Source organism: Actinocorallia libanotica, from assembly GCF_039525175.1.
GTDB classification, from domain to species: Bacteria; Actinomycetota; Actinomycetes; order Streptosporangiales; family Streptosporangiaceae; genus Actinocorallia; species Actinocorallia libanotica.
Genome location: NZ_BAAAHH010000031.1, coordinates 1 through 25,998 on the forward strand (window position 1 = coordinate 1; position 25,998 = coordinate 25,998).

Below are 25,998 nucleotides of genomic sequence, written 5' to 3' on the forward strand. Positions count from 1 at the left end.
CTGGCCGCCCCACCCCGCACCCAGTCCCGGCTGGACCGGGCCGAGGCGCTGCTCGCCGCGGGGCTCGCCGGCGACGCGCGCGAGCTGCTCGACGAGGCGGCCGCCACCGCGGCCGCCGCGGGGTTCGCCGCCGACGCCGCCAACGCCGTCTACCTGCGCGCCCTGGCGGAGCTGGCCTGCGGCGACGCCCGCGCCGCCGCGGAGTCGGCGCGGCTCGCCCGGCTCGACTTCGCCGCGCAGGACCGCCCGGGCTGGGTGCTCAAGGCCGAGCACGCCCTGGTGCGGGCCCGCGCCGAGGGAGGCGACCGCTCCCCCGCGCTGCTGGCGTCGGCGCGCCGCACCGCCGAGCAGCTGGAACGCAACGGCTGGCCCGAGCCCGCCGCCCACACCCGGCTGGCCGCCGCCCTCGCCTTCCCGCTCCAGGCCGCGGAGCTGCTGCCCCGCCCCTCGGCCCGCACCCCCGCCGCCCTGCGCCTGGCCCTGGACCTCGCCGCCGCGCGGGTACGCGCCGCGCGGGGCCAGCGGGCGCCGGCTCTGCGCGCCGTCCGCGCCGCCCTGGAGACCGCCGACCGGCTCACCCAGGGGTACCTCTCCCTGGAGCTGCGCGCCCGCACCGACCACGCCTGCCGGGAGCTGATGGCGCTGGCGGCCGGGCTGACGCGCACGCCCCGCGAGCTGCTGGCGTTCGAGGAGCTGCGCCGCCGGATCCTGCGGCCGCCCTGTGCCGCCCGCCTCCCGCGGGCCGGGGCGGGGGGCGAGCGGGAACGGCGGGAGCTGGCGCTGGCCGCCGCGCTGGCCGCGCCGCGGCCGCACGTCACCATGGCGGACCTGCTGACGGCCCTGGACGAGGCGGTGCTCGTGGAGCTCGTCCGGGCGGGCGAGGAGCTCCACGCCGTCATCGCCCGCGACGGCCGCTGCAGCAGGCTGGCGCTGGGCTCCTACGCCCAGGCCGTCGACGAGGCGCGCGTCCTGCGGTTCTGGCTGACCCGGGCGATGTTGGACGGCGGCGGGCCCGAGGCGCCGCCCACCCGGTTCGCGGACGTCCTGGCGCAGGCCGCGGGCAGGGAGCTGGTCCTGGCGCCCACGGGCGCCCTCTACGGCATGCCGTGGGCGGCGCTCACCGACGCGCCGTTCACCGTCGTCCCGTCGGCGACGGCCTGGCTGGCCGCCCAGCGGCACGAGACCGCCCGCGGCCACGTCGCCCTCCTCCACGGGCCCGGCCTCGAACACGCGCGGGAGGAGGTCGCCGCCCTGGCCGGCCGCTATCCCGCGGCCCGGACGGGGACGTCCGCGCGGCTGCTGTCCGGGGCGCGGGTGGCGCACCTCGCCGCGCACGGGACCTTCCGGGAGGACGACCCGCTGCTGTCGGCGGTCCTGCTGGACGACGGCCCGCTGACCGGTTACGACCTCGCGGAGCTCGGGCCGCCGCCGGAACTGGTCGTCCTGTCGGCCTGCGACACCGGGCAGGGCCACGACCTGCTGGGGCTGCCCGGCGTCCTGCTGGCGCTGGGCGTGCGCACGGTGATCGCCTCGGTCACCCCGCTGCCGGACGCGGCGACGCCCGCCCTCATGGGCGAGCTGCACCGGCTGCTGGCCGAGGGCCTGGCGCCCGCCGCCGCGCAGGCGGCGCTTCCCCGGGACGCCGCGGCCCTCGGCCTGCAGTGCTTCGGCGCGGGCTGAACGCCCGCGCCGCCCGGCTCACAGGCCGGTGGCCACCGGGTTCCCGGGGTCGGCGACCCAGTTGGACCAGGACCCGACGTACAGGGCGGCCGGGACTCCGGCCAGGTTCAGGGACAGGACCTCGTGGGCGGCCGTGACGCCCGAGCCGCAGTACACGCCCACCTCGGCGGCGTCGGTGGCGCCCAGGGCCGCGAACCGCTCGCGCAGCACCCGGCCGGGCAGGAAGCGCCCGTCCACCCCGACGTTGCTCCAGGTCGGCGCGTTGACCGCGCCCGGGATGTGCCCCGCCACCGGGTCGACGGGCTCCGCCTCGCCCCGGAAGCGTTCGGCGGCGCGGGCGTCCAGCAGCACACCGGACTCGGCGAGGGCCGCGGCGCCGGCGGCGTCCAGGACGGGCAGCCCGCCGGGACGCGCCGTGAAGTCGCCGGGCTCCGGGCTCGGCTCCTTCTCGGTGAGCGGCAGGCCCGCCGCGACCCAGGCGCGCAGGCCGCCGTCCAGGACCCGGACCCGCTCGTGCCGGAAGTAGCGCAGGCACCACCAGGCGCGGCCGGCGGCGGTGGCGTCGGCGTCGTCGTACACCACGACCAGGGAGTCCCGGCGCACGCCCGCCCCGCGCATCGCCGCCTGGAACACCTCGGCCGAGGGCAGCGGGTGGCGGCCCAGCGGTCCGGGCTCCCCGGCCAGCTCCCGGTCGAGGTCGACGAACACCGCGCCGGGCAGGTGCCCCGCCCGGTACGCGGTGATCCCGGGCGGCCCGGACAGCCGCCAGCGCACGTCGAGGAGCACGAGGTCGTCGTTCTCGCGGGCGGCGCGGTCCAGGGTCCGCGCGTCGATGAGAGGATGCACACCGCCAGTGTGGCCCGCCCCGCCCCCTTCGGGGAGGGCCCAGCGTCCCGCGCTCACCGGGTCGTCTCCAGCAGCGGCACCAGTTGCTCCTCGGGGACCAGCGACCCGTGCATGCCCACCATGAGCGCCTCGACCGGGTGGGCGGCGGCGTCGATCACCGCCAGGCCGCCGTAGGGGACCGCGATCACGTCGCCGATGCGGGGCAGCAGCGCCGGGTCGACCCCGCCGAAGACGCCCTCCTCGATCGCCTGCTCCCGGCTCATGACCCATGCCCGGCCGTCCAGGTACCCGCTCCAGCGGGCGAGCACGTCGGCCGCGGCGCCGGGCTCGGCGTAGACGTGCCGTGCCCGCGGCTCGCCGCCGAGCAGGGCCACGCCCTCGCCCAGCTCGGGGACGTCGGCGATGTCGATCTTCTCGGACGGGTTGCTCATGCCGTGGTCGGCGGTGACGTACAGGGCGGTGCCGGCCGGGAGGATCCCGGCGATGCGCTCGGCCAGCAGGTCCACGAACCGCAGCTGGTGCCGCCAGGTCGCCGAGCCCGCGCCGTACATGTGGCCGTTCATGTCGAGGTCGGCGTGGTAGACGGTGACGTGGGCGCGTTCGTCGGCCTTCAGCGCCTCCTCGGCGCGGGCCACCAGCTGGCCCATGCCGTCGGCGGCGACGTACCGGGAGCCGCGGGTGATCGCCTGGTTGAACCCGGTGTCGGCGTAGGCGCCGGAGGCCAGGTAGCTGGACGCCACGCCGGCCGCCTCGGCCCTGGCGTAGACCGTCTCGCGGGACTGCCAGGTCTGCGGGTCGGTGCGCCCGCCGTCCCAGCGCAGGCAGTTGAGCAGGCGCCCCTCGCCGGGCACCGACACCAGGGTGCCGACCATGCCGTGCTCGCCCGGCGGCAGGCCCGTCGCCAGCGAGCTGAGGCTGGTGACGGTGGTGGCGGGGAAGCCCGCGGTGAGCGGGCGGCCCTCCAGCGAGCTGAGGAACGGCGCGTCCTCGGCGTGCTCGCGCAGCAGTTCCCAGCCCATGCCGTCGATCAGCAGGACGCAGGCGCGGGGCAGCTCGGGCAGCCCCAGCGTGTCGGCCTCGCCGGGCACGCCCAGCGAGGCCAGGACCGAGGAGGACAGATCGGCGAGTGTCGCCTCGCCGTAGCGCGGTGCGGGGATCATGTCTCGATCATGCCTGGGCGCGGTCCCGGACACACGGTCCCCGTGTCCCGACTCCGCCCGGGTCATGCCGTGGTCATCGCCGAGAGCGCCCGGGCGAACGCCAGCACCTGGGCGACCGCCTCGGCGCCGTCGGCCGCCTCGCTGACCCGCAGGGACAGGTCGTCCGCGGTGACCGCCCCGGTGTAGCCGTGGTCGGCGTCGCAGCTCTCGTCACCGCAGCCCGCCGGCTCCAGGTCGATCCGGGAGTTGACGCCCCAGGCCAGGGTCAGCACGACCTCGGTGGGCGCCCTGCCGGACACGTACTTCTCCGGGCGGGGCACCACCCGGGTGACCGCGACGGAGCCGATCCGGTCCAGCCGCACCGTCTCGGTGGTGGTGGAGCAGTGCGGCTGGGGCACCAGGTCGTTCGGCGGATGCTCGTCGGTGTGGCAGAACAGCAGCCTGGACGGTGACAGCACCAGGACCGTCACATGCCGCCGCACCTCCATGCCGGGGTCGAACGCCGCTTCGTGGTGGACGACGTAGGCCAGCACCTCCTCCGCGCCCAGCGCGGACTCGACGGCGTCGGCGACCAGTTCAGGGTAGTAACCGCTGCGCTCGATGGCCGTGCGCAGCTCCTGGTCGCCCTTCGCTCGGGTTTCCCTCATTCCCCCATCCTGCCCTGTCCCGCGGGCCCGGCGCACCCCGGGCGGGCACGTCCGTGGCGGGTTTCGCCCTTCTCACAGCCGTCTGGGTTCCAGCTCCGGCCGGTATCCGACGGGTTCGGCCAGCCTCAGCCGGGCGGCGGTGACGCTCACGCCGGAGGCGTCGGCCATCACCGGCTCCAGTTCCAGCAGCGCCGTCTCCGGCAGGTCCGAGGCGAGCAGCGAGACCCTGATCAGCAGTTCCTCCAGGGCGGGCAGCGCGACCGGCTCCGAGCCGCGGTGGCCGAACAGCAGCGGCGCCATCCGGATGGAGCGCACCATGTCGGCGGCCTCCAGGTCGGTGAGCGGGGCGAGCCGGTAGGCGCGGTCGTCGAGCAGTTCGGCCGCCACGTTCGCCAGGCGGAAGGAGATCACCGGGCCGAAGGAGGTGTCCTCCCGGGTGGCGATGCGCAGGGCGAGCCCGTCGCGGGATCCCCCGACGCGCACGCCGTAGCAGGAGAGCAGCTCGGCGGCGTCCCCCTCCCCGCCGTCCGCCAGCCATCCGGCCACCAGGTCCTTGGCGCGGTCGCGGTCCAGGCCCTCCAGCTCGGGGATCCGGCCGCGGGGGCGGCGGCGCCAGGAGGCGTACCGGGTGGCGTTGCCCAGGGCGCGCATGGCGTCCTCGGGGCCGAGGTAGGACGGGACGGAGCCGGGGCCCGGCTCGCCTTCGGGGGTGGGGACGCGCAGCGCGGGCGGCATGCCCTTGGCGCCCAGGTAGGTGGCCAGGACCGGCTTCCGGGCGTCCCGCGCCGCCCGGACGATCGCCTCGGCGACCGGGTCGACGTGCCGGTCGGGGCCCAGGACGAGCTCGGCGCCGCCGATCACGGGCGGGGTGTACAGGACGGCCACCGAGTCCACCGCCGGGTCGGCGAGCGCCTCGGCCATGGCGCGCTCGTAGTCCGGCGCGCCGGCGAAGGGGCCGAGTCCCGTCGGGGGGCGCACCACCAGGCCGAACGCGGCGGCGGCGTCCTGGGCCAGCAGGCCCAGGGAGTCGGCGTTGTGGATGATCGCCACCCGGTTGCCGGGCGGGAGCGGCTGGTAGGCCAGGAGCTGGGCGACGTCGAACAGCTCCGAGAGGCTCTCCACCCGCAGCACCCCGGCCTGCTCGAACAGGGAGCTGACGGCGTGGTCGGACACCTCGATCTTGCGGACGGCGTGGCCGAGCGGCACGCCCTGCAGGGTGCGGCCGGTCTTCACCGCGACGATCGGCTTGATCCGCGACAGGCGGCGGGCCAGCCGGGTGAACTTGCGGGGGTTGCCGATGGACTCCAGATGGAGCATGACGGCCTTGGTGGACGGGTCCTCCTCCCAGTACTGCAGCAGGTCGTTGCCCGACACGTCCGCCCTGTTGCCCGCCGAGACGAACGTCGACAGGCCGAGTCCGCGTTCGGCCGTGCGCTGCAGGATCGCGATGCCCAGCGCGCCGGACTGGGAGAAGAAGCCGACGGGGCCGCGGCCGGGCATCACCGGGGCGAGGGTGGCGTTGAGCCGGACTTCGGGGTCGGTGTTGGCGATGCCCAGGCAGTTGGGGCCCACGACCCGCATGCCGTTGGCCCTGGCCAGGCGGACGAGCTCCTGCTGGCGCTCACGCCCCTCCTGGTCGATCTCGCCGAAGCCCGAGGAGACGACGATCAGACCGTGCACGCCCTTGTCGGCGCACTGGTCGAGCACCTCCTTGACCTTGGCGGCGGGGACGGCGACCACCGCCAGGTCGACCTCGTCGGGGATGTCGAGGACCTGGGCGTAGGCGCGGACGCCCGCGACGGCCTTGGCGGTGGGGTGCACCGGGTAGACGGGGCCGGTGAAGTCGCCGCCGAGGAGGTTGCGCAGGACCGTCTGGCCGACGCTGTGGGCGACGCGGCTGGCGCCGATCACCGCGACCGAGCCGGGGAAGAGCAGCCGTTCGATGGAGCGGGCCTCGGCGCGGTGCTCGCGGGCGGCCATGACCTCGCGGGACGTCTCGGTCGGCGACAGGTCGAGGGTGAGCTGGATGATGCCGTCCTCGAAGCGCTGCTTCGCCGCGTACCCGGCGTCCCGGAAGACCTTGGTCATCTTGCGGTTGTCGGGCAGGACGTGCGCGACGAACCGCTCCACGCCCCGTTCGCGCGCGGCGGCGGCGATGTGCTCGAGCATGACGGAGCCGACCCCGCGGCCCTGGTGCGCGTCCTCGATGAGGAAGGCGACCTCGGCCTCGTCACGCGTATTCGTACGGTCATAGCGGACGATACCCACCATTTTCGTACCAATCGTGGCGATCAGTGCGACGCGATCGGCATAATCCACGGTCGTGAAATGCTGAATCTCCCTCTCGCTCAACCGGGGCCGGGGCGAGAAGAAGCGATAGTAGATGGACTCCGCGGATACCCTCGCGTAGAAAGTCCGCAACAGTTCGGCGTCCTCCGCCCTGATCGGACGCAGGTGGGCGGTCCCGCCGTCGGAGAGGACGACGTCGGCCTCCCAGTGGTCGGGGTAAGGATGATCGGTCACGCCCTTGAGCGTAAGCGACGGCGAAAGACTGGTCACGGGAGGGTCACGGACCTCCGAGACCCCGTCCGTTACCTGTTTCGCTGCGCGTTCGAGACCAAATCCGAGGGTTGAAGCTGTTACGGTCAACGGCACGCCCAGGCAGAATGGTGCGGACCAGTCAGGTACGAGCGAGGTGACAACGTCATGACACGCGTGGTCGTGGTCGGCGATCTGATGACCGACGCCGTGGCCCGAGCCGCGTACCCCCTGGCCAAGGGGAGCGACACCCCGGCCAGCGTGACGATGCACGGCGGGGGATCGGGGGCCAACGTGGCGGCCTGGCTGTCCGTCGAGGGGGTCGAGGTCGCGTTCGTGGGCCGGCGCGGCTCGGACGTCGCGGGCCGCAACAGGGACATGGAACTGATGGGCTACGGCGTGGACGCCCGGCTCGTCATGGACCCCGAACGCCCCACCGGCACCTGCGTGGTGCTGGTCACCCACAAAGGCGACCGGACCATGATGTCCGACCCCGGCGCCAACAACGCCCTGCTGCCCGACGACATCCCCGCCGAGCTCTTCACCGCCGGGGCGCACCTGCACCTGTCGGGGTACTCGCTGCTGAACGAGGGCTCCCGCAACGCCGCGCTGCACGCGCTGCGCCTGGCCCGCAACGCCGGCATGTCGATCTCGGTGGACGGCGGCTCCTCCTCCCCGCTCAAGCGCGCCGGCGCCGAGCCGTTCTTCGAGTGGACCCAGGGCACCAAGCTGCTCCTGGTCAGCTCCAGCGAGGCCGAGGCCCTCACCGGCCGCGAGGAGCCCGAGCTCGCCGCCAAGGTGCTCACCGCCTGGTACCCCCAGGTCGTCATCAAGATGGGCGACGACGGCGCCCTGTGGTACACCAACGGCCGGCCCGAGCCCATCACGGTGCCCGCCGAACCCGTCGAGAAGGTCGTCGACGGCACCGGTGCGGGCGACGCCTTCGCCGCGGGCTTCCTGCCCGCGTGGCTGGAGGGCAAGCCCCCCGCCGAGGCCCTCACGGCCGGCTGCCGCCTGGCCTCCAAGGCCGTCGGCCACCTGGGAGCCCGGCCCGAGCTCTGACGCACGTCTCCATGGAAAAGGCGAGGTCTGTCGAGACCTCGCCTTTTTGCTGCGTGACGTAGCTAACAATCCGTCATGATCGGTCACTTAGTGATTTGTCAGACATGAACTATTTATGGTTAGCTCATGACATGACCGCACCCAGGGCGTCCCTGACCTCCCGTTCGTCGCAAGACGGGGCGTGTCGTCGCATGTGCGGCTGAGGCTCCTCCCTCCCCCTTCGGGCGACCGCGTCCCGCGCGGCCCGGTCAGACGGCACATCCCTGGACGAAAAACCTATGATTCATATCGAAAATATCCAGAAGGTCTACCGTGCCCGCGGCCGCACGGTCACCGCGCTGGACGACGTCAGCCTCCACGTGGCGCCCGGCGAGGTGTACGGGGTGATCGGCCGCAGCGGCGCGGGCAAGAGCACCCTGCTGCGCAGCGTCACCATGCTGGAACGGCCCGACCGCGGACGCGTCGTCGTCGACGGCGCCGACCTGTCCGCCCTGTCCGAGCGGGAGCTGCGGGCCGCACGGCAGCGCATCGGCATGATCCACCAGCACTTCGGCCTGCTGTCCTCCCGCGACGTCGCGGGCAACGTCGCCTTCCCGCTGGAGGTGACCGGCGCCCCGCGCAAGGAGCGGCGGCGGCGCGTCGCCGAACTGCTCGACCTGGTCGGGCTCGACGGCCTCGGCCGCGCCTACCCCGCGCAGCTGTCCGGCGGCCAGAAGCAGCGCGTCGGCATCGCCCGCGCGCTGGCGGGCTCCCCGTCGGTGCTGCTGTCGGACGAGGCGACCTCGGCGCTCGACCCGGAGACCACCGGCTCCATCCTGGCCCTCCTGCGCCGGCTCAATCGGGAACTGGGCCTGACCGTCCTGCTCATCACCCACGAGATGGACGTCGTCAAGAACATCTGCGACTCCGCGGCGGTCATGCACGCGGGCCGGATCACCGAATCCGGAAGCGTCCGCGAACTCCTGACCCGGTCCGGATCGGAGATCGCGCGCGGGCTGTTCCCGCTGCCGCCGACCGTCGCGCGGCCCGGGACCACGATCGTCGACGTGACGTTCGTCGGGGACGCCGCCGAGGAGTCCCCCGCGCGGTTCGTCTCCGACCTCGCCCGCGCCCACTCCATCGACGTCGGCATCCTCGGCGGCTCCATCGAGGACCTCGCCGGCGGACGGGCCGGACGGCTGCGGCTCGAACTGCCCGGCACCCCCGACGACAACGCCGCGCCGCTCGCCCACCTGCGCGACCGGGGACTGGCGCTGGAGGTCGCGGCGTGAGCGAGATCCTGCTCCAGGCGTTCCAGGAGACCTTCCAGATGGTCTGGGTCTCCACGCTCCTCACCGCCGCCGGCGGCCTGGCCCTGGGCGTCCTGCTCATCCTCACCGGGCGGGGCGGGCTGCTGCCCTGCCTGCCGGTCCACCGGGTCCTCGGACTGGTCGTCAACGTCGGGCGCTCGCTGCCGTTCATCATCCTGATGGTCGCGATCCTGCCGTTCACCCGCATGGTCGTCGGCACCACCATCGGCACCACCGCGGCGATCGTGCCGCTGACCGTCGGCGCCATCCCGTTCTACGCCAGGCTCGCCGAGACCTCCCTGCGCGAGGTCGACCCCGCGGCGGTCGCCGCCGCCCGCGCCATGGGCGCCTCCCGGTGGCAGATCGTGCGCAAGGTCCTGCTGCGCGAGGCCACGCCCGGCCTGGTGGCGGGCCTGACCATCACCGTCATCACGCTCATCGGCTACTCGGCCATGGCCGGGGCCGTCGGCGGCGGAGGCCTGGGCGACCTGGCGATCCGGTACGGCTACCAGCGGTTCGAGACCGACATCATGATCGCGTGCGTGGTCGTGCTCGTCGTCCTGGTCCAGCTCATCCAGATGCTGGGCGACCTCCTCGTCCGGCGGCTCTCGCACAGACACCCCTGAAAGGCACCACCGTGTTCAAGAAGATCACCGTCGCCCTGTCCGCCGCGGCCCTGGCGCTCACCGCGGCCTGCGGCGGCGGCGCGGAGACCTCGGACGACACCTTCGTCGTCGGCGCCACCCCCTCCCCCCACGGGGAGATCCTCACCTACGTCAAGGACAACCTCGCCGAGAAGGCCGGGCTCAAGCTGGAGATCAAGGAGTTCTCCGACTACGTCCAGCCGAACATCGCGCTGGGCGACGGCCAGCTCGACGCCAACTACTTCCAGCACAAGCCCTACCTGGACGACTTCGCCGCCGAGAAGGGCCTCAAGCTCTCCTGGGTCGGCAACGTGCACCTGGAGCCGCTCGGCGTCTACTCCAAGAAGGCCGACAAGCTCGACGCCCTGGCCTCCGGCGCCACGATCGCCATCCCCAACGACGCCACCAACGGCGCCCGCGCCCTACAGCTGCTGGCCGACAACGGCGTCATCACCCTGAAGGACGGCGCCGGCACCGCCGCGACCGAGCGCGACATCACCGCCAACCCCCGCGACCTGAAGTTCACCGCGCTCGAGGCCGCCCAGCTCCCCCGCTCCCTGGAGGACGTCGACGCCGCCGTCATCAACGGCAACTACGCGCTCGAAGGCGGCCTGACCCCCGCCCAGGACGCCCTCGTCCTGGAGAAGGCGGACGGCAACCCCTACGCCAACGGCCTGGTCGTGAAGGCCGGCAACGAGGCCGACGCCGACGTCAAGAAGCTCCTGGAACTCCTCCGGTCCGAGGAGACCGCCAAGTTCATCGCCGACAAGTACCAGGGGTCGGTCCTCTCCGCCTCCTGATCCCTCGGTTCCCCTCCGGCTCCCGGCGCTCCGGCGCCGGGAGCCGTCTCCTCCCCGGCCCCACCCCCACACCCGGCCACCGCCCGGTGAAGCGGAGAGGATGGAGGAGCGCCCGTCCCCATCCGCCCGCCGGGCGGGGACGCCCGTCCTCATGCGGAGGCCCGTCCTGTGTGGACGCCCATCTCCATGCGGAGACCCCCCGTGTGGACGCCCGTTCCCGTGTGAAGGCCCACCCCCGTGTGGACGTCCAATTCCCATGCGGAGATCCACCTCCATGTAGACGCCCGTTCCCATGTGAAGGCCCACCCCTGTGTGGAGACCCACCCCCATGCGGAGACCCATCCCCGTGTGGACGCCCGTCCCCATGCGAAGCCCCATCCCCATGCGGAAGCCCGCCCCCGTGTGGACGCTCGTTCTCATGCGGCCGGGTTCTGTCAGTGGTGATCGGTAGCTTCGGGGCATGTTCCGACAGGGAGACATCCTCATCCAGCCGGTCGCCGACGAGGCGGTGCCCGACACGGCGCGGGGGCTGCCCGCCGCCCCCCGCGACGGCCGCGGCCGCATGGTCCTCGCCCTGGGCGAGGCCACCGGGCACACCCACGCCGTCCAGGCGCCCGGCGCCCTGCACCGCTCCGGCCACCCCTTCGTCCCGGACTACCTCCACCTGCCGTCGGGCGGCCGCCTGGTCCACGAGGAGCACGCCCCCATCGCCCTCCCCACCGGCTGGTACCGCGTCATCCGCCAGCGCGAGTACACCCCCGGCGCCGTCCGGATGGTCGCCGACTGATGCCCTTCACCGCCCTCCGCGCCGACCGCCCCCGCGCCGAAGCCGGCGTCCGCGCCGCCTACGCCGCCGCGGGCCTCACCCCGCCCGCCGCCTTCGTGTGGCTCCCCTCCCCCGCCGCAGGCGCCCTCCTCTCCGTCCTCCTCCGCCCCGGCCTCCCGCCCGCCACCCGAACGGCCCTCCTCGCCACGCCCGCCTTGCGTCCCTTCCTCCCCATCCTCATCACCGCCCTCCAGAACCCCCGCCCGACCAGCCCGCCCGCACCGGACCAGGGCTCTTCCGCGGCGATGAGACGATCCGCCCTCGGCACCGCCCCGCACGAGCCGGACCACAGGCTTCCCTCCCCGGAAAACCGCCTTCCGCAGAGCGAGGCGGCCACCGGCTCCTTGCCGCTCGGAGATGGTCCCCTGCGCGAGACGGAGGCGACCTCCTCCCCGGACGGCTCCCCGACGGAGAGCAGGACGAAGACGGAGGCCTCGCCACCGCCCGAGAACGACGCCCTACCGCAGAGCGGGACGGAGACGGCCGCCTCCCCGAACGTTTTTCCGCAGGGCGAGGCGGCCGTCGCCCGAGGCGGTTCTCTGCGGGAGACCGACGCCTCCTCCGGCTCGGTCGTGCTCGAAGAGCTGCTCGCGGGAATCGAGGCCGGGGCCGGTGTGCGGGAGCGGGTGCGGACCGCCCCGTGGGAGCGGGAACGGGCCGCCGCGCGCGCCGAGCTGGGACCGCGCGGCTGGGCCGACGTCTGGGCGCGGACCGGGGCGCTCACCTGGGACAGGGTGAACGAGCTGGTCACCCGGATCAGGCGCGCCATCGGCGAACTCGGCGGCGAAGAACACGGCCCGCTGCTGCGCGCCGCCACCCTCGACGCGGTTCTCGGCCAGCACGACGCCCCCTGGCTGGAGCTGTTCGCCTCCCTGGACCGCCTCACCCCCCTGCACGGCCTGGCCGAGGTCGCCGCTTCCGCGGGCTGGTGGTGGCCCTACGAGAACCTGGTGATCCTCAGCGACCGCCCCACCGACCTCCACCGCGACGAACCAGGCCGCCTCCACCGCGGCGACGGCCCCGCCCTCGCCTACTCCGACGGCTTCGCCCTCCACGCCTGGCGCGGAATGCCCATCCCCCCGGACTTCCTGAACACCCTCACCGGCCTGACCGCCTCCCGCATCCTGGCCGAGGAGAACGCCGAACTCCGCCGCGTCATGCTGGAGCACTTCGGCTACGACCGCTACCTGGCCGACATCGGCGCCCGCCCCCTCCACCAGGACGAGACAGGCGTCCTCTGGCGCATCGACCTCCCCGGCGACGAACCCGTCGTCATGGTCGAAGTCGTCAACTCCACCCCCGAGCCCGACGGCACCCGCCGCACCTACTACCTCCGCGTCCCGCCCCGCACCCGCACCGCCCGCGCCGGCGTCGCCTGGACCTTCGGCCTCACCGAAGCTGAATACCGCCCCCTCCAGGAAACCTGACCACCCCCGCCAAGAACCCGACCACACCCCCAGAAATCCCGTCCAGCCCACCGGAAACCCGACCGCACCCACCAGGAACTTCGACGGCCCCGCCAGGAGCACCCTCCCCTCCGTTAGGAACTCCGACCGCCCCGCCAAGAACCCAGTCCCCTCCGTTAGGAACTCCGACCGCCCCATCAGGAGCCCCTCCACTCCGTTAGGAACTCCGACCATCCCGCCAGGAGCCCAGTCCCCTCCGTTAGGTCCTCTGATCCACCATGTCCTTTGACCGCCTCGTCAGAGGACCCGAACTTCTCCGCCAGGAAGCCTGACTGCCCCGCCAGGTGCTTCACTGCCTTTGCCGGCTTTGCCAGGGTTCCTGATCATCTTCATCGGAAATCCGGCCGTCCTTGCCAGGGGACTCGACCGCTTCGCCAGAAGATCTGATCGTCCCTGCGGGGAGCCTTGGCCATCTCCGTCAGGAACACCGACTGTCTTCGTCAGGAGAAACCGACCGCTCCCTCGCCCGGAGAACTGCTCTGTGGAAGAGATGGCGGGAGTGGTCAGGGGAGAAGCGGGATGCGTTCCAGGAGGCCGTCGGTGAAGACGTCGTAGAGGCGCAGGGGCTCGAAGTGGATGTAGCCGATGTGGCAGTCGCACCAGGTATTGGGGCAGGCGGAAGGCTCCGGGTCGGGGCGGAAGGTGCCGTCGTAGAGGTTGCCCAGGGGCGTCTTGACGAAGTGGCAGCGGGTGACGGTGCCGTCTCCGGCCACGGAGATCACGTCGTGGCCGGTGCGGCAGGGAAGGCCGAGAGTGCGGTGAGGGTGACGGCTGTAGGAGAAGAGCGGATCGAGCTCCGTCCAGTCGGCGGCCTCCTCGTCGGTGTAGGTGTGGCCTTCGGCGGCGTTGATCCAGAGGTAGACCGAGGCAGGAAGCTCCTTCCGCAGCCGACGGGCCGCCTCCAGGTGTTCGGGCAGGCCGACGACGCCCACGCTGTGCCGCACGCCCCGTTCCACCAGCTCCTGGGACTTGGCGAGGAACCGCTCATGCGTCACCTGGCCGGGGTGGAACGTCGTCCAGAGCGCCAGCTTCGTCAGATCCGCCCGAGCAGTCCACGCCGTCCGGCCGCTGAGGTTCGTCTGGATCGCGACCCTGCGCACATGAGGCATCAGGCTCAGCTCCACCAGCGCCTCCCGATACCAGGAGCGCACCAGTCCTTCCCCCCACGGTGTGAAGAGCACGGAGATCTCCCTCTCCTGAGCACCCACCCAAGAGACGAACCGCACGAGCGCCGCCCGATCCGCCCGCAACTGCTCCGTCGTGTCCCGCCGCTTGGCGAACGGACAGTACGGACAGTCATAGTCGCAACTGGCCAGCGGCCCCCGATACAGCAGACTCAACATCCGCCCGCCTCCCCGCACTTCCCCCTCACCGCGCGACCCCTCGCCACACGCTCCTTCACCATGCGACCCCTCGCCACGCGTCTCCTCACCACGCGCTCCTTCACCACGTGACCCTTCGCCACGCGTCTCTTCGCCACATGCTCCTTCGCCTTGTATCTCCCCGCCACGCGCTTCTTCGCCGTGCGCCCCCTCACTACGCGCCCCCTCACCACGCGCTTCTTCGCCACGCACCCCCGCACTACGCGCCCCCTCACTACGCGCCCCCTCGCCACGTACCCCCTCGCCACGTGCCCCCGCGCTACGCGTCCCCCCGCCACGCGCCCCCTCGCTACGCGCCCCCGCGCTACGCGTTCCTTCGCCACGCGTCTCCTCGCCGGACATCAGCGGGCCCGGTAGGTGTTCATGAGGGTGTGGACGTGGGGGGAGAAGAGGGCGGGGCCGATGGCGTCGGAGTGGGCGAGGCCTTCGGGGGTGAGGGCCAGGGTGTCGGGGGTCTCTTCGAGCCAGCCGCGCCGGGCGAAGGGGGTCAGGTCGATGTCGGCGAGGACGTCGGTGCCGAAACGGGCGCGGTAGGCGTGGCGGTCCAGGCCCTCGGCCTGGAGGAGGGACTGGAGGAGGTGGCGGCGGCGGCGCTCGTCACCGGTCATGGGGAAGCCGACGAGGGCGCGGGTGAAGTCCTCGGTGCGGACGTAGTCGTCGATGATGGCGCGGACCTCGGTGGCGTGGACGGCGTACTCGAAGGAGTAGTGGAGGTTCGCCGTGTAGGAGCGGGCGCCGCAGCCCAGGCCGACCATCCCGTCCTCCTGGCAGGAGTACTCTCCGGTGCCGGCCCGCGAGCCGGGGAGACGGAACATCCGCATCGAGACCTGCTCGTACCCCTTTGACAGCAGATGGTCGCGTCCCAGCCGGTAGAGCCGCAGCCGCTGGTCGTCCCAGTCGCCCCCGATCCTCCCCAGCCCCGTCAGCGGCCGGACGTACAGGGGGTACAGGTAGAGCTCCTCGGGCTGCCACTCCAGCGCCCGGTCGATCGACCGCAGCCACGACTCGGCCGTCTGCCCGTCGATCCCGTAGATGAGGTCGATGTTCAGCACCGGAAACCCGACGTCCCGGATCGTGTCGAGCGCCCCGACCACCTCCTCCGTCCGCTGCGGACGCACCGCCGCCCGCGCCTCCGCCTCCACGAAGCTCTGCACCCCGATCGAGACGCGCTCGGTGCCGTACCGCTTCAGCACCTCCAACCTGTCCCGCGTGGCCGTCCCCGGCGACGTCTCCACCGCCAACGGCACCCCCGACACCGCCGGCACCCCTTGCGTCGTCGGCAACCCCTGCGTCACCGACAGCACCTCAACGCTTCCGTCCGCCGCACATGGTGCCGCTTGCACGACCTCCACCACGGCTCGAGCACTCACTGCCGACAAGGACACCGCAGCAGCCGACCCACTCGAACCCTGCGAACCACTTCCCACCGCAGAAGGCACCGCTTGTGCAACCCCCGCTGCAGCCTGGGCCTCCCCTTCCGGCAGGAGCGCTGCGGTAGCCGACCCACTCTCACGCTGCCAACCACCTTCCACCACAGAAGGCGTAATTTGCGCAGTCCCTGCCGCAGCCCGGGCTTCCTCTTCCAACAGGGACCCTGCGGTAGCCGACCCGCCCGGGCTCTGCGAACCGCTTGCCGCCACCACAGAAGACGCCGTTACCGCAGCTCCCTCTGCGGACCGGGCGCTCCCTGCCGACAAGGGCGCTGCGGTAACCGACCCACTCGGGCGCTGCGAACCACTTGCCGCCACTACAGAAGACGCCGTTGGCGCAGCTTCCACTGCGGACCGGGCGCTCCCTGCCGACGAGCGTGTGGCGGGGGTCATCGCGCTCGGGGGGCGTGGTTCGTTTCCTGTGGGGGTGGAGGGGGGTGTCGGGTGGGGGGTGAGGAGGCGGGTGGCGAGTTCGCAGAGGCGGGTGAGTTCGGGGGCGGTGAGGTAGGTGGGGGTGCCGCCACCGAAGGCCGCCTGGGTGAAGCGGGCAGTGGGGCCGAGGGCGTCCAGGGTGGCTTCGGCCTGGCGTTCCAGCGCGTCGAGGTAGGCGGTGGTGAGGGATTCGGGCGCGCCGGTGCGGGTGAAGAGGTTGCAGAAGCCGCAGCGGATCTCGCAGAAGGGGATGTGGAGGTAGAGGAAGAGACGGGAGACGTCTTCGTCGCGCCACACGTCGCGGAGGGCGGGGGCCGGGTCGAGGGGGCGGTAGGCGGTCTTGTGGGGATAGGCGTAGACGTATCCCTGGTAGGGCTTCATGCGAGGACGAACTCCGCGTAAGGCACGGTCCAGACGACCTGGTGGCCGAGACGGTGGCCGGTGTGGCCGTCCTCGCCGTAGGCGGTGCCGTGGTCCGAGCAGATGATGACGAAGGTGGGGCGGCGCAGCGCCGCGAAGAGCCTGCCGATGCGCGAGTCGACGTACTCCAGCGCCGCCGCGTGGGTCTCCGGGGTGTCTCCGGACGCGCCGGGCAGGTAGTGGTGGTTGGGCTGGTGCAGAGCCGAGACGTTCAGCAGCAGGAACAGGCGCCGCTCCGTCCGCGCGATGATCTCCGCGGCCTTGTCCACCTGGTGGTCGAGGCTGTCGGGGCAGGTCACCCCGAATTCGGGCGCCCAGTGGGACTCGGCGAACATGTCCGGGATCACCGAACCGAGCGCGGTCTGCTTGTTGAAGAAGCCCACTCCCCCGATGCACGCCGTGTGATAGCCGACCTCCGCCAGGCCCGACGGCAGGTCCGGTGCATCGTATCTCCAGGTCAGCGGGCTGGTCGTCTCGCTGCCGGGGAACGCCGAGGCGAACAGCCGGGGGTGCGGCCCCGGTCCCGCGGGCGTCGGCAGGAACCCCGCCAGCATCGCCATGTGCGACGCGAAGGTGAAGTTCCCCGGAGCGTGCCGTTCCTCCCACGCGAACCGCCGCGAGAACTCCGGCGTCCGCCCCGCCGCCGCCGAGGCCACCGCCACGTCGTAACGCAGCGTGTCCAACGTCACCAGCACCACATCATGCGTGCCGACGACCTCGTTCATATCCCGCACCGCACACCTCCCCTCTCCCAGACGCAGCAGCCCTTCTCGCCGTGAAAACGGCTGATCTCCCGAACGCGAAAGCGGAGTCCGGCCCACTGACCCCAGCCGCTTGCCACGCAACGATCGTTACTCCCCGCACGCTCGCTGACGGGATGGAGACGATGCGCATCCGCCCAGCCGCTTTCCCCACAGTGGCCACCGCATCTGCGGCAGACGCTGCACTTCTTTCGACCGCGAATGTGGCCGCTCCTCCCTTCATTGAGCACGGCGTCTTTCATGAGCACGGCGTCTTCTCCTGCGGCTTCGCGAGCACAGGAATCTTGTCCGCGCCCCACGGACACAAGAGCTCCCTGCGGCTTCATGGACACGGGGTCTTCCCTGTGGCGGGCACGGTGTTCCTGTGGTCGTGATGGCTCGTCCCGGGGAAGGCGTCGGGAGGTTTCGGTGAGGAGGTGCGAAGAGCGGCGCGGACTTGGGCGGTGTAGGTGTCCAGGCCTTCGGCGGAGGTGCCGGGGAGGCCGGTCAGGCCGGGGAGGAGGTCGCCGAAGGCGTTGACCTCGGCGACGGCCAGGCGGCGCCAGCCGAGGCCGATCATGAGGTCGACGGCGACTATGAGGCTGCGCGGGAAGCAGGCCGCGGCGCGGGCGCACACGGACATGGCCTCCGGCCAGTCCACACGGGCGCGGACGGCTTCGAGGTCGCCCCGGGCGCCGCCCAGGTGGAGGTTGGTCATGGGGGCGGTGCTCGTGCGGACCACGGCGTGGGTGGGCTCACCGGCGACGACCACGACGCGCAGGTCGAGGAGGCGGCCGTCCAGTGCGGCTTTGGGGAACCACTGCTCGACGTGCAGGCCGTCGGGGGCGAGGGCGTCGACCAGGCGGGCCACTTCGGGTTCGGACGTATAAGCCCGTACGCGCAGCGAATTGCGCCAGCCGTCTCCGTGGGGGACCGCCGAACTGACGGCCTTGATCCGGCCGGGCGCCGTCCGCAGGGCGACCACCCCCGAGGCCGAGGAGCCGTGGGCGGGTTTCACGAACACGTGGTGGACGCGCCGTTCGGCCATGCGTTCGCGCAGTCCCCGATACCCGCCGACCGGGCCGAGTGAGACCGGGACGGGCACACCCGCCTCGCTCAACCGGGCGTGACAGGCCCGCTTGTCGAACATGACCGCGATCTCGTCCACGTCGCCGGTCGACGGGAAGCCGCGAAGCCGTTCCAGGCCCCCCAGCAGCGTGCGGTACCAGCGGGCACCGCCGCCGACCCGTGCCGGGTCACCGGGACCGCGCAGCAGCGCGTCGGCCTCGGCTGCTTCTCCGGGGGAGTCGATCCGCAGCAGCCCGTCCACCTCCAGCGGCGCGCCGCTCAGCACGTCCGTCCAGGGCAGAAGCCGGGGCCGGGACACACCGGACGACGCGCAGGCGGCGGCGAACGCCTCGACCCTGCGGTCGCCGGGTGTTCCGACGATCGTGAAACCCGTCATCGTTCACTCGGCCACGGCGACGTAACGCCACTCGTCCCGCTGCCTCTCGCTGAGGTCGACGTCGACGCCGGGCAGCGCGGCGCGGATCCGGCCGACCATCTCCTCGGACAGGTAGTGATGGTGCAGGTCGAGCCGCTTGAGGTGGCTGAGCGGCTGGCCGGACAGCAGCGCCTCGGCGCCCTCGTCGGTCAGCACGCCCATCGACAGGCTGAGGGACTCCAGCTGCGCCACGACGGGAGCGGAGGCGACCGCCGCGGCGATCCCGTCCTGGAAGTCGGCGTTCTGGAGGCCGAGGTGGCGCAGCGCGGGGAAACGCTCACCTCTCAGCAGCGGGTCGAGGTCGGCCAGGCCGGTGCTCCCGCCGTACTCGTCCACGCCGAGCCACAGCTCCAGCGTCTGCAGTGCCGGGAGGTCGGACGCGCCCAGCGCGCGCACCACCTCGCCGGGCAGGCCGCCGGTCTCCAGGCGCAGCTCGTGCAGCACGGAGCTGGTGATCAGGGCCAGCGACAGCCCGCTGCCTCCCCTGATGACGACGGTCTCCAGGCCGGGGAAGGAGGTGAACAGCGGGGTGACGTCCCCCTGCTCGATCCAGGAGATCTCCGTTTCCTGCTGCAGCCATTCCCCGAAGAACAGCGCCTTGAGCGCGGGGAACCGCTCCGCCGCATCGGTCAGCAGCGCCAGGGGGCGGTCCGCGGGGACCTCGTGGGTGGCGCCCCAGTTGCCGATGATCAGTGCGCCCACGGACGTGGTGTCGACCGTCTCGAGAAAGCGGGAGAACAGCTCCTGGAAGGGTTCGAACTCCTCGATGAAGTCGTCGAGGCGCACCCGCCAGGCGACCTGGGCGGGAGCCGGCAGCCCTTCTGATTCGGTCTCCGGGGTGAAATCGAACACGGGCAGCCCCGCGAAGGACTCCACGTACTCGTAATGGGACGTCTTCGTCATCTCAGTGGCCGTTCTCGGTGATCCGCTACTGACGTGACTGTCCTATCACCGCCGGCCGACATCTCTTGCGTTGTCCACAGCCCCTCTCCGCCGCCGGATCACTCGTCCACAGGCCGGTGACGTGCTCCTGACGGCCCCTGTGGGCGAACGCACGCCGACACGCGCCCAACGATCCGCGAGACGACATGCGCCTGGTGCGCCGTCTCTCGGCCGGGCGCGACGGCTCGGGCGGGAAATCCACAGGCGGGTCGGATCTGGAGCAGGACGTCCGTGACCGGTGATAGGGATGGGGCATGGACTTGCGGACGGAGGCCGAGCGGTGCCTGAGGGCGCTCGCCGGAGATCACGCGCGGTTGCGGGAGGACCAGTGGACGGCGATCGCCGCCCTGGTGGAGGAGCGGCGCCGCGCCCTGGTCGTGCAGCGCACGGGCTGGGGCAAGTCCGCTGTCTACTTCGTGGCCACCGCGCTGCTGAGGGCGCGCGGCGCCGGCCCGACGGTGATCGTCTCGCCGCTGCTGGCGCTGATGCGCAACCAGATCGACGCCGCGGCCCGTGCGGGCATCGCCGCCCGGACGATCAACTCGGCCAACCCGGAGGACTGGCAGCGGGTCTACGCCGAGGTCGCCGCGGGCGCCGTCGACGTCCTGCTGGTGAGTCCCGAACGCCTGAACAACCCGGAGTTCCGCGATCAGGTGCTGCCGGAGCTGGCCGCCACGGCGGGCCTCGTCGTGGTCGACGAGGCGCACTGCATCTCCGACTGGGGCCACGACTTCCGGCCCGACTACCGGCGGCTGCGCACCCTGTTCGGCGAGCTGCCGTCAGGGGTGCCGGTGCTGGCGACGACGGCCACCGCCAACTCGCGGGTCACCACGGACGTGGCAGAGCAGCTCGGCGAGGGCACCTTGGTGCTGCGCGGCACGCTGGAACGCGACTCCCTGCGGCCCGCCGTGGTCCGGCTGCGGACGGCGGAGGAGCGGCTGGCGTGGTTGTGCGAGCGGCTGGAGGAGCTGCCGGGCTCGGGCATCGTCTACACCCTGACGGTCGCCGCCGCCCACGAGGTCGCCGCGATGCTGCGGGACAGGGGCTTCTCGGTGGCCGCCTACTCCGGCCAGACCGAGCCCGCCGAACGGCTGCAGGCCGAGCAGGACCTGCTGGACAACAAGCTCAAGGCGCTCGTGGCGACCAGCGCCCTGGGCATGGGCTTCGACAAGCCGGACCTGGGGTTCATCGTCCATCTGGGCGCGCCGTCCTCGCCGGTCGCCTACTACCAGCAGATCGGCCGCGCGGGCCGCGGCGTGGAGCGGGCCGAGGTGATCCTGCTGCCCGGACCGGAGGACCGCGACATCTGGTCCTACTTCGCCTCGCTGGCCTTCCCGCCCGAACCCGTCGTGCGGAACGTGCTGGCGGCGCTCGGCGAGCGGCCCCTGTCGACGGCCGCCCTCGAGCCGCGCGTCGACCTGTCCCGCAACCGCCTGGAGATGATGCTCAAGGTCCTCGACGTGGACGGCGCGGTCCGCCGGGTCAAGGGCGGCTGGGTCGCCACCGGCGAGCCATGGGCGTACGACACCGACCGTTACGCCCGGGTCCAGGCCGCCCGCGAGCACGAGCAGCAGGCGATGCTCGACTACCAGGGCACCACCGGATGCCGGATGCTCTTCCTCCGCCACTGCCTGGACGATCTCGCGGCCGAGCCCTGCGGCCGCTGCGACAACTGCACCGGCGAGCACTGGCCGTCCGAGCTCTCCGAGCAGGCCGTCACCCGGGCCCGGGACCGGCTGGCCCGCCCCGGCGTCGAGCTCGCCCCACGCCGCATGTGGCCCACCGGGCTCAAGGACGAGCTGGGCCTTTCCGGCCGGATCCCGCCCGCCCTGCAGGCCGAGCCCGGCCGCGCCCTGGGCCGCCTCACCGACATCGGCTGGGGACCGCGGCTGCGCGCCCTGCTCGCCGAAGACGCCCCCGACCAGCCCGTCCCCGGCGAGATCGCCGCCGCCGTCGTGCAGGTCCTCGCCGCCTGGGACTGGTCCGAACGCCCCGTCGCGGTCGCCTCGATCGCCTCCCGCACCCGCCCGCTGCTCGTCGCGAGCCTCGCCGAGCACCTCTCCCACGTCGGGCGCCTCCCCTACGCGGGCGCCCTCACCTCGCAGGGCCCGCCCGCCCCGCCCCAGCACAACAGCGCCCAGCGCCTCCGCACCGTCCTGCACTCCCTGTCCCTCGACTTCCCCGTCCCCCCGGGCCCCGTCCTCCTCGTCGACGACCACTGCGACTCCGGCTGGACCCTCACCGTCGCCACCCGCCTCCTCCGCGAGGCCGGCGCCACCGCCGTCCTCCCCCTCGTCCTGGCCGTCCCCTCCTGACCCCGAGGTTCCCGACCGTCCCTCCCGACCCCGATGGTCCCGACCGTCCCCCTGACCCCGCGGTTCCCCCACCCGACGGCCACGTGTCCTGAGGCCTACCGACTCCCGAGGCCGACCGACCCGACTCACCGGAGGCGGCCGTGCTACCTAGGGAAGTTCGGGCCAGGTAGCCATCGCGGTTGCGCAGCGAGTCTCCGCAAGTGCCATTCGAGCCTCGCGGTCCAGGGGCCGTGGCGTCGCAACGGGCCTTGGCATGTGCCCTGACCCGAGACCCGCGGCTCAGCGATCGTCACGGTGCAACTCTCGGGCGACCGCTCGGGCGACCGCTCGAGCCAGAGGCTGCCTCTCAAGCGGCCACTCGGGTGAGAGGCTGTCTCTCGGGCGGCTGCTCAGACGACCGCTCGGGCGAGAGACGACCGCTCGGGCGACCGCTCGGGTGAGAGGCTGCCGCTTGGGCGGCCACTCGGGCAACCACTCAGGTGAGAGGCGACCGCTCGGGCGAGAGGCTGCCGCTCGGGCGGCCGCTCTGAGCTCCGCGGGCCGCGACGGTCACCGGGGAGGGCCATCGTGCCGCCGATCGCTGCAGGGCGGATCGACGGCTGCCGTGGGAGGGCCGGGGCAGGTTCAGGTGGCCTGGGCGGGGGTCTGCTCGCGAGCGGAGGTCGTGAGGGGATCGGGGGCGGGAGCCGGGAGGGCGGGGCGGGGGCGGAGGGCGGTGAGGATGCCCGCGGTGGCGGCGCCCAGGAGGCCCAGGGCCTCGTCGCCGAGGGTGTCCCGGTAGATGCCCACGGATTCGGGGGTGTCGAGGATGAAGGCGCCGTATTCGGCGATTTCCCAGGTGATGGCGGTGGTGGCTCCGATGCCCGTCACCAGGAGGGCGGTCACCCAAGGGGGCAGAGCGGGGCCGCGGAGGAGGGCGGCGCCGGCGGCGGCGCCGAGCAGCGCCCAGTTTCCGAAGTGGCAGGCGTCGTCGAACCAGCTCACCGCGTCGTACAGGTCGAGGGCGTTGCCGGCGACGTCGATGACGAAGGGGGCGGTGAGCAGTGCGTCAACGTCCCACGGGAAGGGGCCCCGGCGGCCGAGCCGACGGCGGACCAGCCAGATCGCGGGCACCAGCAGCGCGGCCAGGGGGTAGGCGACGGCTCGTGCGCCCATGGCCTTGTCGGCGAAGCGGTCCCACTCGGGGAAGGCGAGCGCCAGGGCCAGCAGCACGGCCAGCGCGGCCTTCAGGAAGATCGCGATGGTTCGCCAGGATGCGCGGTGTACCAGTTCCATGCGACACAGCCTCCTCCCCCGGCCTTTCCCGGCCCACCCGCTGAAGTACTCAACTCGCCAAGAACGGGTACTCAGCCCCCGTCCCGGGCCACCAGTACTGCAACGACAGGTTGCTGAGGCTGAGCCCCCTGACCGGCGGTGATACCGGCCGGTGTGTGAGTTTCAGCGCCGCGCTCGAGTCCGTGACCAGCGGCTCCATAAACGATCTCGTCGACCTGTCGTTGCAGTACCAGGCCCCGTCCCAGGTCCCATTCCGGGCCACCAGGGCACCGGGCCACCAGGGCACCAGGGCACCAGGGCAAGGTCCCGGGCCGGGAGGGGGACTGTGGTGCCGGGGAGGTGCGGTGGGCGAAGGGGGCACCAGGGCACCAGGGCAGGATCCCGGGCCTGGAAGGGCGACCGTGGTGTCGAAAAAGTGCGGTGGGTGAAGGGGGCACCAGGGCACCAGGGCACCAGGGCACCAGGGCACCAGGGCAGGGTCCTGGGCCGGGAGGGGAGACCGTGGTGCCGGGGAGGTGCGGTGGGTGGAAGGGGAGGGCGGGGTCAGAGCCAGCCGCGGTCTCGGGCGGACTGGACGGCGGCGTGGCGGTTGTCGACGCCGAGTTTGGTGACGGCGGAGGAGAGGTAGTTGCGGACGGTGCCTTCGGAGAGGCCGAGGGTGCGGGCGATGCGGCTGACGGGGGAGCCGCCGGAGGCGGCGCGGAGGGCGTCGAGCTCGCGGGGGGTGAGGGGGCATTCCTCGGCGGCGAGGGCGTCGGCGGCGAGCTGGGGGTCGATGTAGCGGGCGCCCTCGTGGACCTGGCGGATGACCTCGGCGAGCCGGGAGCCGGGGGTGTCCTTGCCGAGGAAGCCGCGGACTCCGGCGGCCATGGCGCGGCGGAGGTTGCCGGGGCGGCCGTGGCCGGTGACGATGACGACGCGGCAGGAGGGCAGGGCGGCGGCGAGGCGCTCGGCGGCGGACAGGCCGTCCAGGCCCGGCATGTCGATGTCGAGGACCGCCACGTCGGGGCGGTGGGCCAGGGCACGGTCGACCGCCTCGTCGCCGCGCCCCACGTCGGCGACGACCTCGATCCCGTCCTCGGTGCCCAGCAGCAGCGCCAGTGCCTCCCGGACGAGGTGGTGGTCGTCGGCGAGCAACACCCTGATCGCGGTCAACGCATCTCCTTCTGCCCCGCGCTCTCGGCCAGCGGGACCGTCGCCAGCACCTGGAAGGTACCGTCCGCGATCAGACCGGACTGCAACCGCCCTCCCACCGCGGTGAGCCGTTCGCGCAGCCCGGCGAGTCCGCTGCCGGCGCCTTCCGAGCGCCGCGCGCCGTCGTTCACGATCTCCAGCCGGGCGTCGGCGGCGTCGGCGTGCAGCGTCATGCGGCAGTGCGTGGCGCCGCTGTGGCGCAGCACGTTCGTGACCGCCTCGCGCGCGACCCACCCCAGCGTCTCGTGCACGTGGCGCGGCAGCGCTTCGGGCAGGGACGGCGTCTCGCAGGAGATCCCCGCCGCGCGCAGCACGGCCGTCGCCCCGTCCAGTTCGGTGCGCAGCGACGTGACGCGGTAGCCCCGCACCACGTCGCGCACCTCCTGGACGGCGCCCCGCGCCATCCGCTGGATCTCGGCCAGTTCGCCCGCCACCCGTTCGGGATCGCGGGCGAGCAGCCGTTCGGCCAGTTCGGCCCGCAGCGCCACGGCCTGCAGGCTGTGCCCGAGCACGTCGTGCAGGTCGCGGGCGAAGCGCATCCGCTCCTCCCCCACGGCACGGCGTGCGAGTTCGGCGCGGGCGTCGCGCAACTCCTTCACGGCGAGGCTCAGCCACACCGTGGCGTACGCCGACAGCCCCACGACGGGGAAGCTCACCGCCAGCAGCACCGACTGCGGGCCGCTCGCCCCCGCCGCCAGCGCCACTCCGGCCACCAGCAGCGCCCCGCCTCCGATCAGCGGAACCGACCAGTTCTCCGGCAGCGTCACCGCGGTCACCCCGGCCACGGCGAGCATCGCGGAGAACCAGGCGGGCCCGAGCAGCGGCAGACTGAAGCACACCAGCGCGATCATCCCGAGCACGATCCGGCTGCCCGGCGTGACCTCCCGCCGCGCCGACTGCCACATCAGCCGCCCCTGCAGGGCGGCGACGAGCAGCGCCGCCATCGTCCCCACGACGAACCGCCACGGCTCGCGCCCGGCGGCCTCGATGACCCCGTCCGAGAAGAGACCGCACGTGGCGATGGTCGACAGGACCACCACGAACGTGACGATCGACATCTCGCCGGGAAGCCTGGGCTGCATCGACCACCTCCTCGTCCGGGCTTCCACAGCGTATGCGCTGCCCCGGCGGCCGGAGGCCGTTGTCCACAGAGGAACACCCGCCCGTCGACCTCCTCCCGACCGGACGCGCGCCGACATGCGCCGAACAGCCTGCGGAAAGGCGTCCGCCCACCGGCACACCGCCGGTGACGCGCCCTGAACCGCACGCCCAGGGACGCCCGCCATCGTCGACATGCCCTGAACCGCACGCCCGGGGACGCCCGCCACCGACGACGCGCCCTGAGCGATCCGCGGGAAAGCGCCTGCCCGGCGGTGCGCCACCAGCGACCTGACGCGCGTCGATGC

At 72.8% G+C, this 25,998-nt stretch carries 20 protein-coding genes and 2 pseudogenes; 8 read left to right on the forward strand and 14 right to left on the reverse strand.

Going from position 1 to position 25,998, the window contains the following annotated elements; all coding sequences use genetic code 11:
- Nucleotides 1–1,680, forward strand: a 1,680-nt coding sequence (locus ABD140_RS29705; protein ID WP_344244342.1) for a CHAT domain-containing protein, incomplete at its 5' end; no start/stop codon positions are given.
- Between the two features lie 18 nt (nucleotides 1,681–1,698).
- Here the strand turns inward: ABD140_RS29705 and ABD140_RS29710 are convergent.
- From ABD140_RS29710 to ABD140_RS29725, 4 genes are all read right to left on the reverse strand, one after another.
- Complete coding sequence (locus tag ABD140_RS29710) at nucleotides 1,699–2,526, reverse strand: sulfurtransferase (protein ID WP_344244343.1); 828 nt, start codon at nucleotides 2,524–2,526, stop codon at nucleotides 1,699–1,701.
- 53 nt (nucleotides 2,527–2,579) lie between these two features.
- Nucleotides 2,580–3,686 (reverse strand): alkaline phosphatase family protein, encoded by a 1,107-nt coding sequence (locus tag ABD140_RS29715; protein ID WP_344244344.1) that lies wholly within the window; start codon nucleotides 3,684–3,686, stop codon nucleotides 2,580–2,582.
- Between the two features lie 62 nt (nucleotides 3,687–3,748).
- Nucleotides 3,749–4,333, reverse strand: coding sequence for a DUF5998 family protein (locus tag ABD140_RS29720; RefSeq protein ID WP_344244345.1), 585 nt, complete (start codon nucleotides 4,331–4,333; stop codon nucleotides 3,749–3,751).
- 72 nt (nucleotides 4,334–4,405) lie between these two features.
- A complete protein-coding gene (locus ABD140_RS29725; protein ID WP_344244346.1) occupies nucleotides 4,406–6,856 on the reverse strand; it encodes a bifunctional acetate--CoA ligase family protein/GNAT family N-acetyltransferase in 2,451 nt (816 codons plus the stop codon).
- A 183-nt stretch (nucleotides 6,857–7,039) separates the two neighbouring features.
- On the opposite strand from ABD140_RS29725, the gene ABD140_RS29730 reads away from it, so the two are divergent.
- From ABD140_RS29730 to ABD140_RS29755, 6 genes are all read left to right on the forward strand, one after another.
- The gene (locus ABD140_RS29730; RefSeq protein ID WP_344244347.1) at nucleotides 7,040–7,933 is read left to right on the forward strand and encodes a carbohydrate kinase family protein; all 894 of its coding nucleotides are present in this window, start codon (nucleotides 7,040–7,042) and stop codon (nucleotides 7,931–7,933) included.
- 278 nt (nucleotides 7,934–8,211) lie between these two features.
- The gene (locus ABD140_RS29735) at nucleotides 8,212–9,204 is read left to right on the forward strand and encodes a methionine ABC transporter ATP-binding protein (RefSeq protein ID WP_344244348.1); all 993 of its coding nucleotides are present in this window, start codon (nucleotides 8,212–8,214) and stop codon (nucleotides 9,202–9,204) included.
- On the forward strand, nucleotides 9,201–9,848 hold the full coding sequence (locus ABD140_RS29740; protein ID WP_344244349.1) for a methionine ABC transporter permease: 648 nt from the start codon (nucleotides 9,201–9,203) through the stop codon (nucleotides 9,846–9,848). Before ABD140_RS29735 ends, ABD140_RS29740 begins: the two co-directional genes overlap by 4 nt.
- An 11-nt stretch (nucleotides 9,849–9,859) precedes the next feature.
- Complete coding sequence (locus ABD140_RS29745; protein ID WP_344244350.1) at nucleotides 9,860–10,666, forward strand: MetQ/NlpA family ABC transporter substrate-binding protein; 807 nt, start codon at nucleotides 9,860–9,862, stop codon at nucleotides 10,664–10,666.
- A gap of 460 nt (nucleotides 10,667–11,126) precedes the next feature.
- Nucleotides 11,127–11,453 carry a hypothetical protein gene (locus ABD140_RS29750; RefSeq protein ID WP_344244351.1) on the forward strand — a complete coding sequence of 109 codons (327 nt, stop codon included), beginning with the start codon at nucleotides 11,127–11,129 and terminating at the stop codon, nucleotides 11,451–11,453.
- On the forward strand, nucleotides 11,453–12,919 hold the full coding sequence (locus tag ABD140_RS29755) for a DUF6745 domain-containing protein (RefSeq protein ID WP_344244352.1): 1,467 nt from the start codon (nucleotides 11,453–11,455) through the stop codon (nucleotides 12,917–12,919). The genes ABD140_RS29750 and ABD140_RS29755 overlap by 1 nt, the downstream gene beginning before the upstream one ends.
- A gap of 542 nt (nucleotides 12,920–13,461) precedes the next feature.
- Here ABD140_RS29755 and ABD140_RS29760 read toward each other — a convergent pair.
- The 7 genes and pseudogenes from ABD140_RS29760 to ABD140_RS29790 form a co-directional block, all read right to left on the reverse strand.
- Entirely contained in the window at nucleotides 13,462–14,301 is an 840-nt protein-coding gene (locus tag ABD140_RS29760) for an STM4011 family radical SAM protein (RefSeq protein ID WP_344244353.1), read from the reverse strand.
- Nucleotides 14,295–14,528: a hypothetical protein gene (locus ABD140_RS29765; RefSeq protein ID WP_344244354.1), complete on the reverse strand. Its 234-nt coding sequence runs from the start codon at nucleotides 14,526–14,528 to the stop codon at nucleotides 14,295–14,297. Before ABD140_RS29765 ends, ABD140_RS29760 begins: the two co-directional genes overlap by 7 nt.
- Nucleotides 14,529–14,681: 153 nt before the next feature.
- Nucleotides 14,682–15,587: pseudogene (locus ABD140_RS29770) on the reverse strand (STM4012 family radical SAM protein); the annotation flags it as partial.
- A 651-nt stretch (nucleotides 15,588–16,238) separates the two neighbouring features.
- Nucleotides 16,239–16,583 (reverse strand): annotated as a pseudogene (locus ABD140_RS29775) (STM4012 family radical SAM protein); the annotation flags it as partial.
- A complete protein-coding gene (locus ABD140_RS29780; protein ID WP_344244355.1) occupies nucleotides 16,580–17,347 on the reverse strand; it encodes an STM4013/SEN3800 family hydrolase in 768 nt (255 codons plus the stop codon). The pseudogene ABD140_RS29775 and the gene ABD140_RS29780, both read right to left, overlap by 4 nt.
- Nucleotides 17,348–17,705: 358 nt before the next feature.
- Complete coding sequence (locus ABD140_RS29785; RefSeq protein WP_344244356.1) at nucleotides 17,706–18,827, reverse strand: STM4014 family protein; 1,122 nt, start codon at nucleotides 18,825–18,827, stop codon at nucleotides 17,706–17,708.
- Between the two features lie 3 nt (nucleotides 18,828–18,830).
- A complete protein-coding gene (locus ABD140_RS29790; RefSeq protein WP_344244357.1) occupies nucleotides 18,831–19,769 on the reverse strand; it encodes an STM4015 family protein in 939 nt (312 codons plus the stop codon).
- A 293-nt stretch (nucleotides 19,770–20,062) separates the two neighbouring features.
- Here ABD140_RS29790 and ABD140_RS29795 point away from each other — a divergent pair, with 293 nt between their 5' ends.
- Nucleotides 20,063–22,123: a RecQ family ATP-dependent DNA helicase gene (locus ABD140_RS29795; RefSeq protein ID WP_344244358.1), complete on the forward strand. Its 2,061-nt coding sequence runs from the start codon at nucleotides 20,063–20,065 to the stop codon at nucleotides 22,121–22,123.
- Between the two features lie 624 nt (nucleotides 22,124–22,747).
- Here the strand turns inward: ABD140_RS29795 and ABD140_RS29800 are convergent.
- The 3 genes from ABD140_RS29800 to ABD140_RS29810 form a co-directional block, all read right to left on the reverse strand.
- Nucleotides 22,748–23,398, reverse strand: a complete 651-nt coding sequence (locus tag ABD140_RS29800) for a DUF2238 domain-containing protein (protein WP_344244359.1) — start codon at nucleotides 23,396–23,398, stop codon at nucleotides 22,748–22,750.
- A 543-nt stretch (nucleotides 23,399–23,941) separates the two neighbouring features.
- Complete coding sequence (locus ABD140_RS29805) at nucleotides 23,942–24,553, reverse strand: response regulator (RefSeq protein WP_344244360.1); 612 nt, start codon at nucleotides 24,551–24,553, stop codon at nucleotides 23,942–23,944.
- Nucleotides 24,550–25,674, reverse strand: coding sequence for a sensor histidine kinase (locus ABD140_RS29810; RefSeq protein WP_344244361.1), 1,125 nt, complete (start codon nucleotides 25,672–25,674; stop codon nucleotides 24,550–24,552). The genes ABD140_RS29805 and ABD140_RS29810 overlap by 4 nt, the downstream gene beginning before the upstream one ends.
- Nucleotides 25,675–25,998: the final 324 nt, after the last annotated feature.

Excerpts from the sequence above, each read along its gene's own strand:
- ABD140_RS29715 (WP_344244344.1), bottom strand. The coding sequence starts at position 3,686 with ATGATCCCCGCACCGCGCTACGGCGAGGCGACACTCGCCGATCTGTCC.
- ABD140_RS29720 (WP_344244345.1), bottom strand. The coding sequence starts at position 4,333 with ATGAGGGAAACCCGAGCGAAGGGCGACCAGGAGCTGCGCACGGCCATC.
- ABD140_RS29730 (WP_344244347.1), top strand. The coding sequence starts at position 7,040 with ATGACACGCGTGGTCGTGGTCGGCGATCTGATGACCGACGCCGTGGCC.
- ABD140_RS29735 (WP_344244348.1), top strand. The coding sequence starts at position 8,212 with ATGATTCATATCGAAAATATCCAGAAGGTCTACCGTGCCCGCGGCCGC.
- ABD140_RS29750 (WP_344244351.1), top strand. The coding sequence starts at position 11,127 with ATGTTCCGACAGGGAGACATCCTCATCCAGCCGGTCGCCGACGAGGCG.
- ABD140_RS29755 (WP_344244352.1), top strand. The coding sequence starts at position 11,453 with ATGCCCTTCACCGCCCTCCGCGCCGACCGCCCCCGCGCCGAAGCCGGC.
- ABD140_RS29760 (WP_344244353.1), bottom strand. The coding sequence starts at position 14,301 with ATGTTGAGTCTGCTGTATCGGGGGCCGCTGGCCAGTTGCGACTATGAC.
- ABD140_RS29780 (WP_344244355.1), bottom strand. The coding sequence starts at position 17,347 with ATGAACGAGGTCGTCGGCACGCATGATGTGGTGCTGGTGACGTTGGAC.
- ABD140_RS29785 (WP_344244356.1), bottom strand. The coding sequence starts at position 18,827 with ATGACGGGTTTCACGATCGTCGGAACACCCGGCGACCGCAGGGTCGAG.
- ABD140_RS29790 (WP_344244357.1), bottom strand. The coding sequence starts at position 19,769 with ATGACGAAGACGTCCCATTACGAGTACGTGGAGTCCTTCGCGGGGCTG.
- ABD140_RS29795 (WP_344244358.1), top strand. The coding sequence starts at position 20,063 with ATGGACTTGCGGACGGAGGCCGAGCGGTGCCTGAGGGCGCTCGCCGGA.
- ABD140_RS29800 (WP_344244359.1), bottom strand. The coding sequence starts at position 23,398 with ATGGAACTGGTACACCGCGCATCCTGGCGAACCATCGCGATCTTCCTG.
- ABD140_RS29810 (WP_344244361.1), bottom strand. The coding sequence starts at position 25,674 with ATGCAGCCCAGGCTTCCCGGCGAGATGTCGATCGTCACGTTCGTGGTG.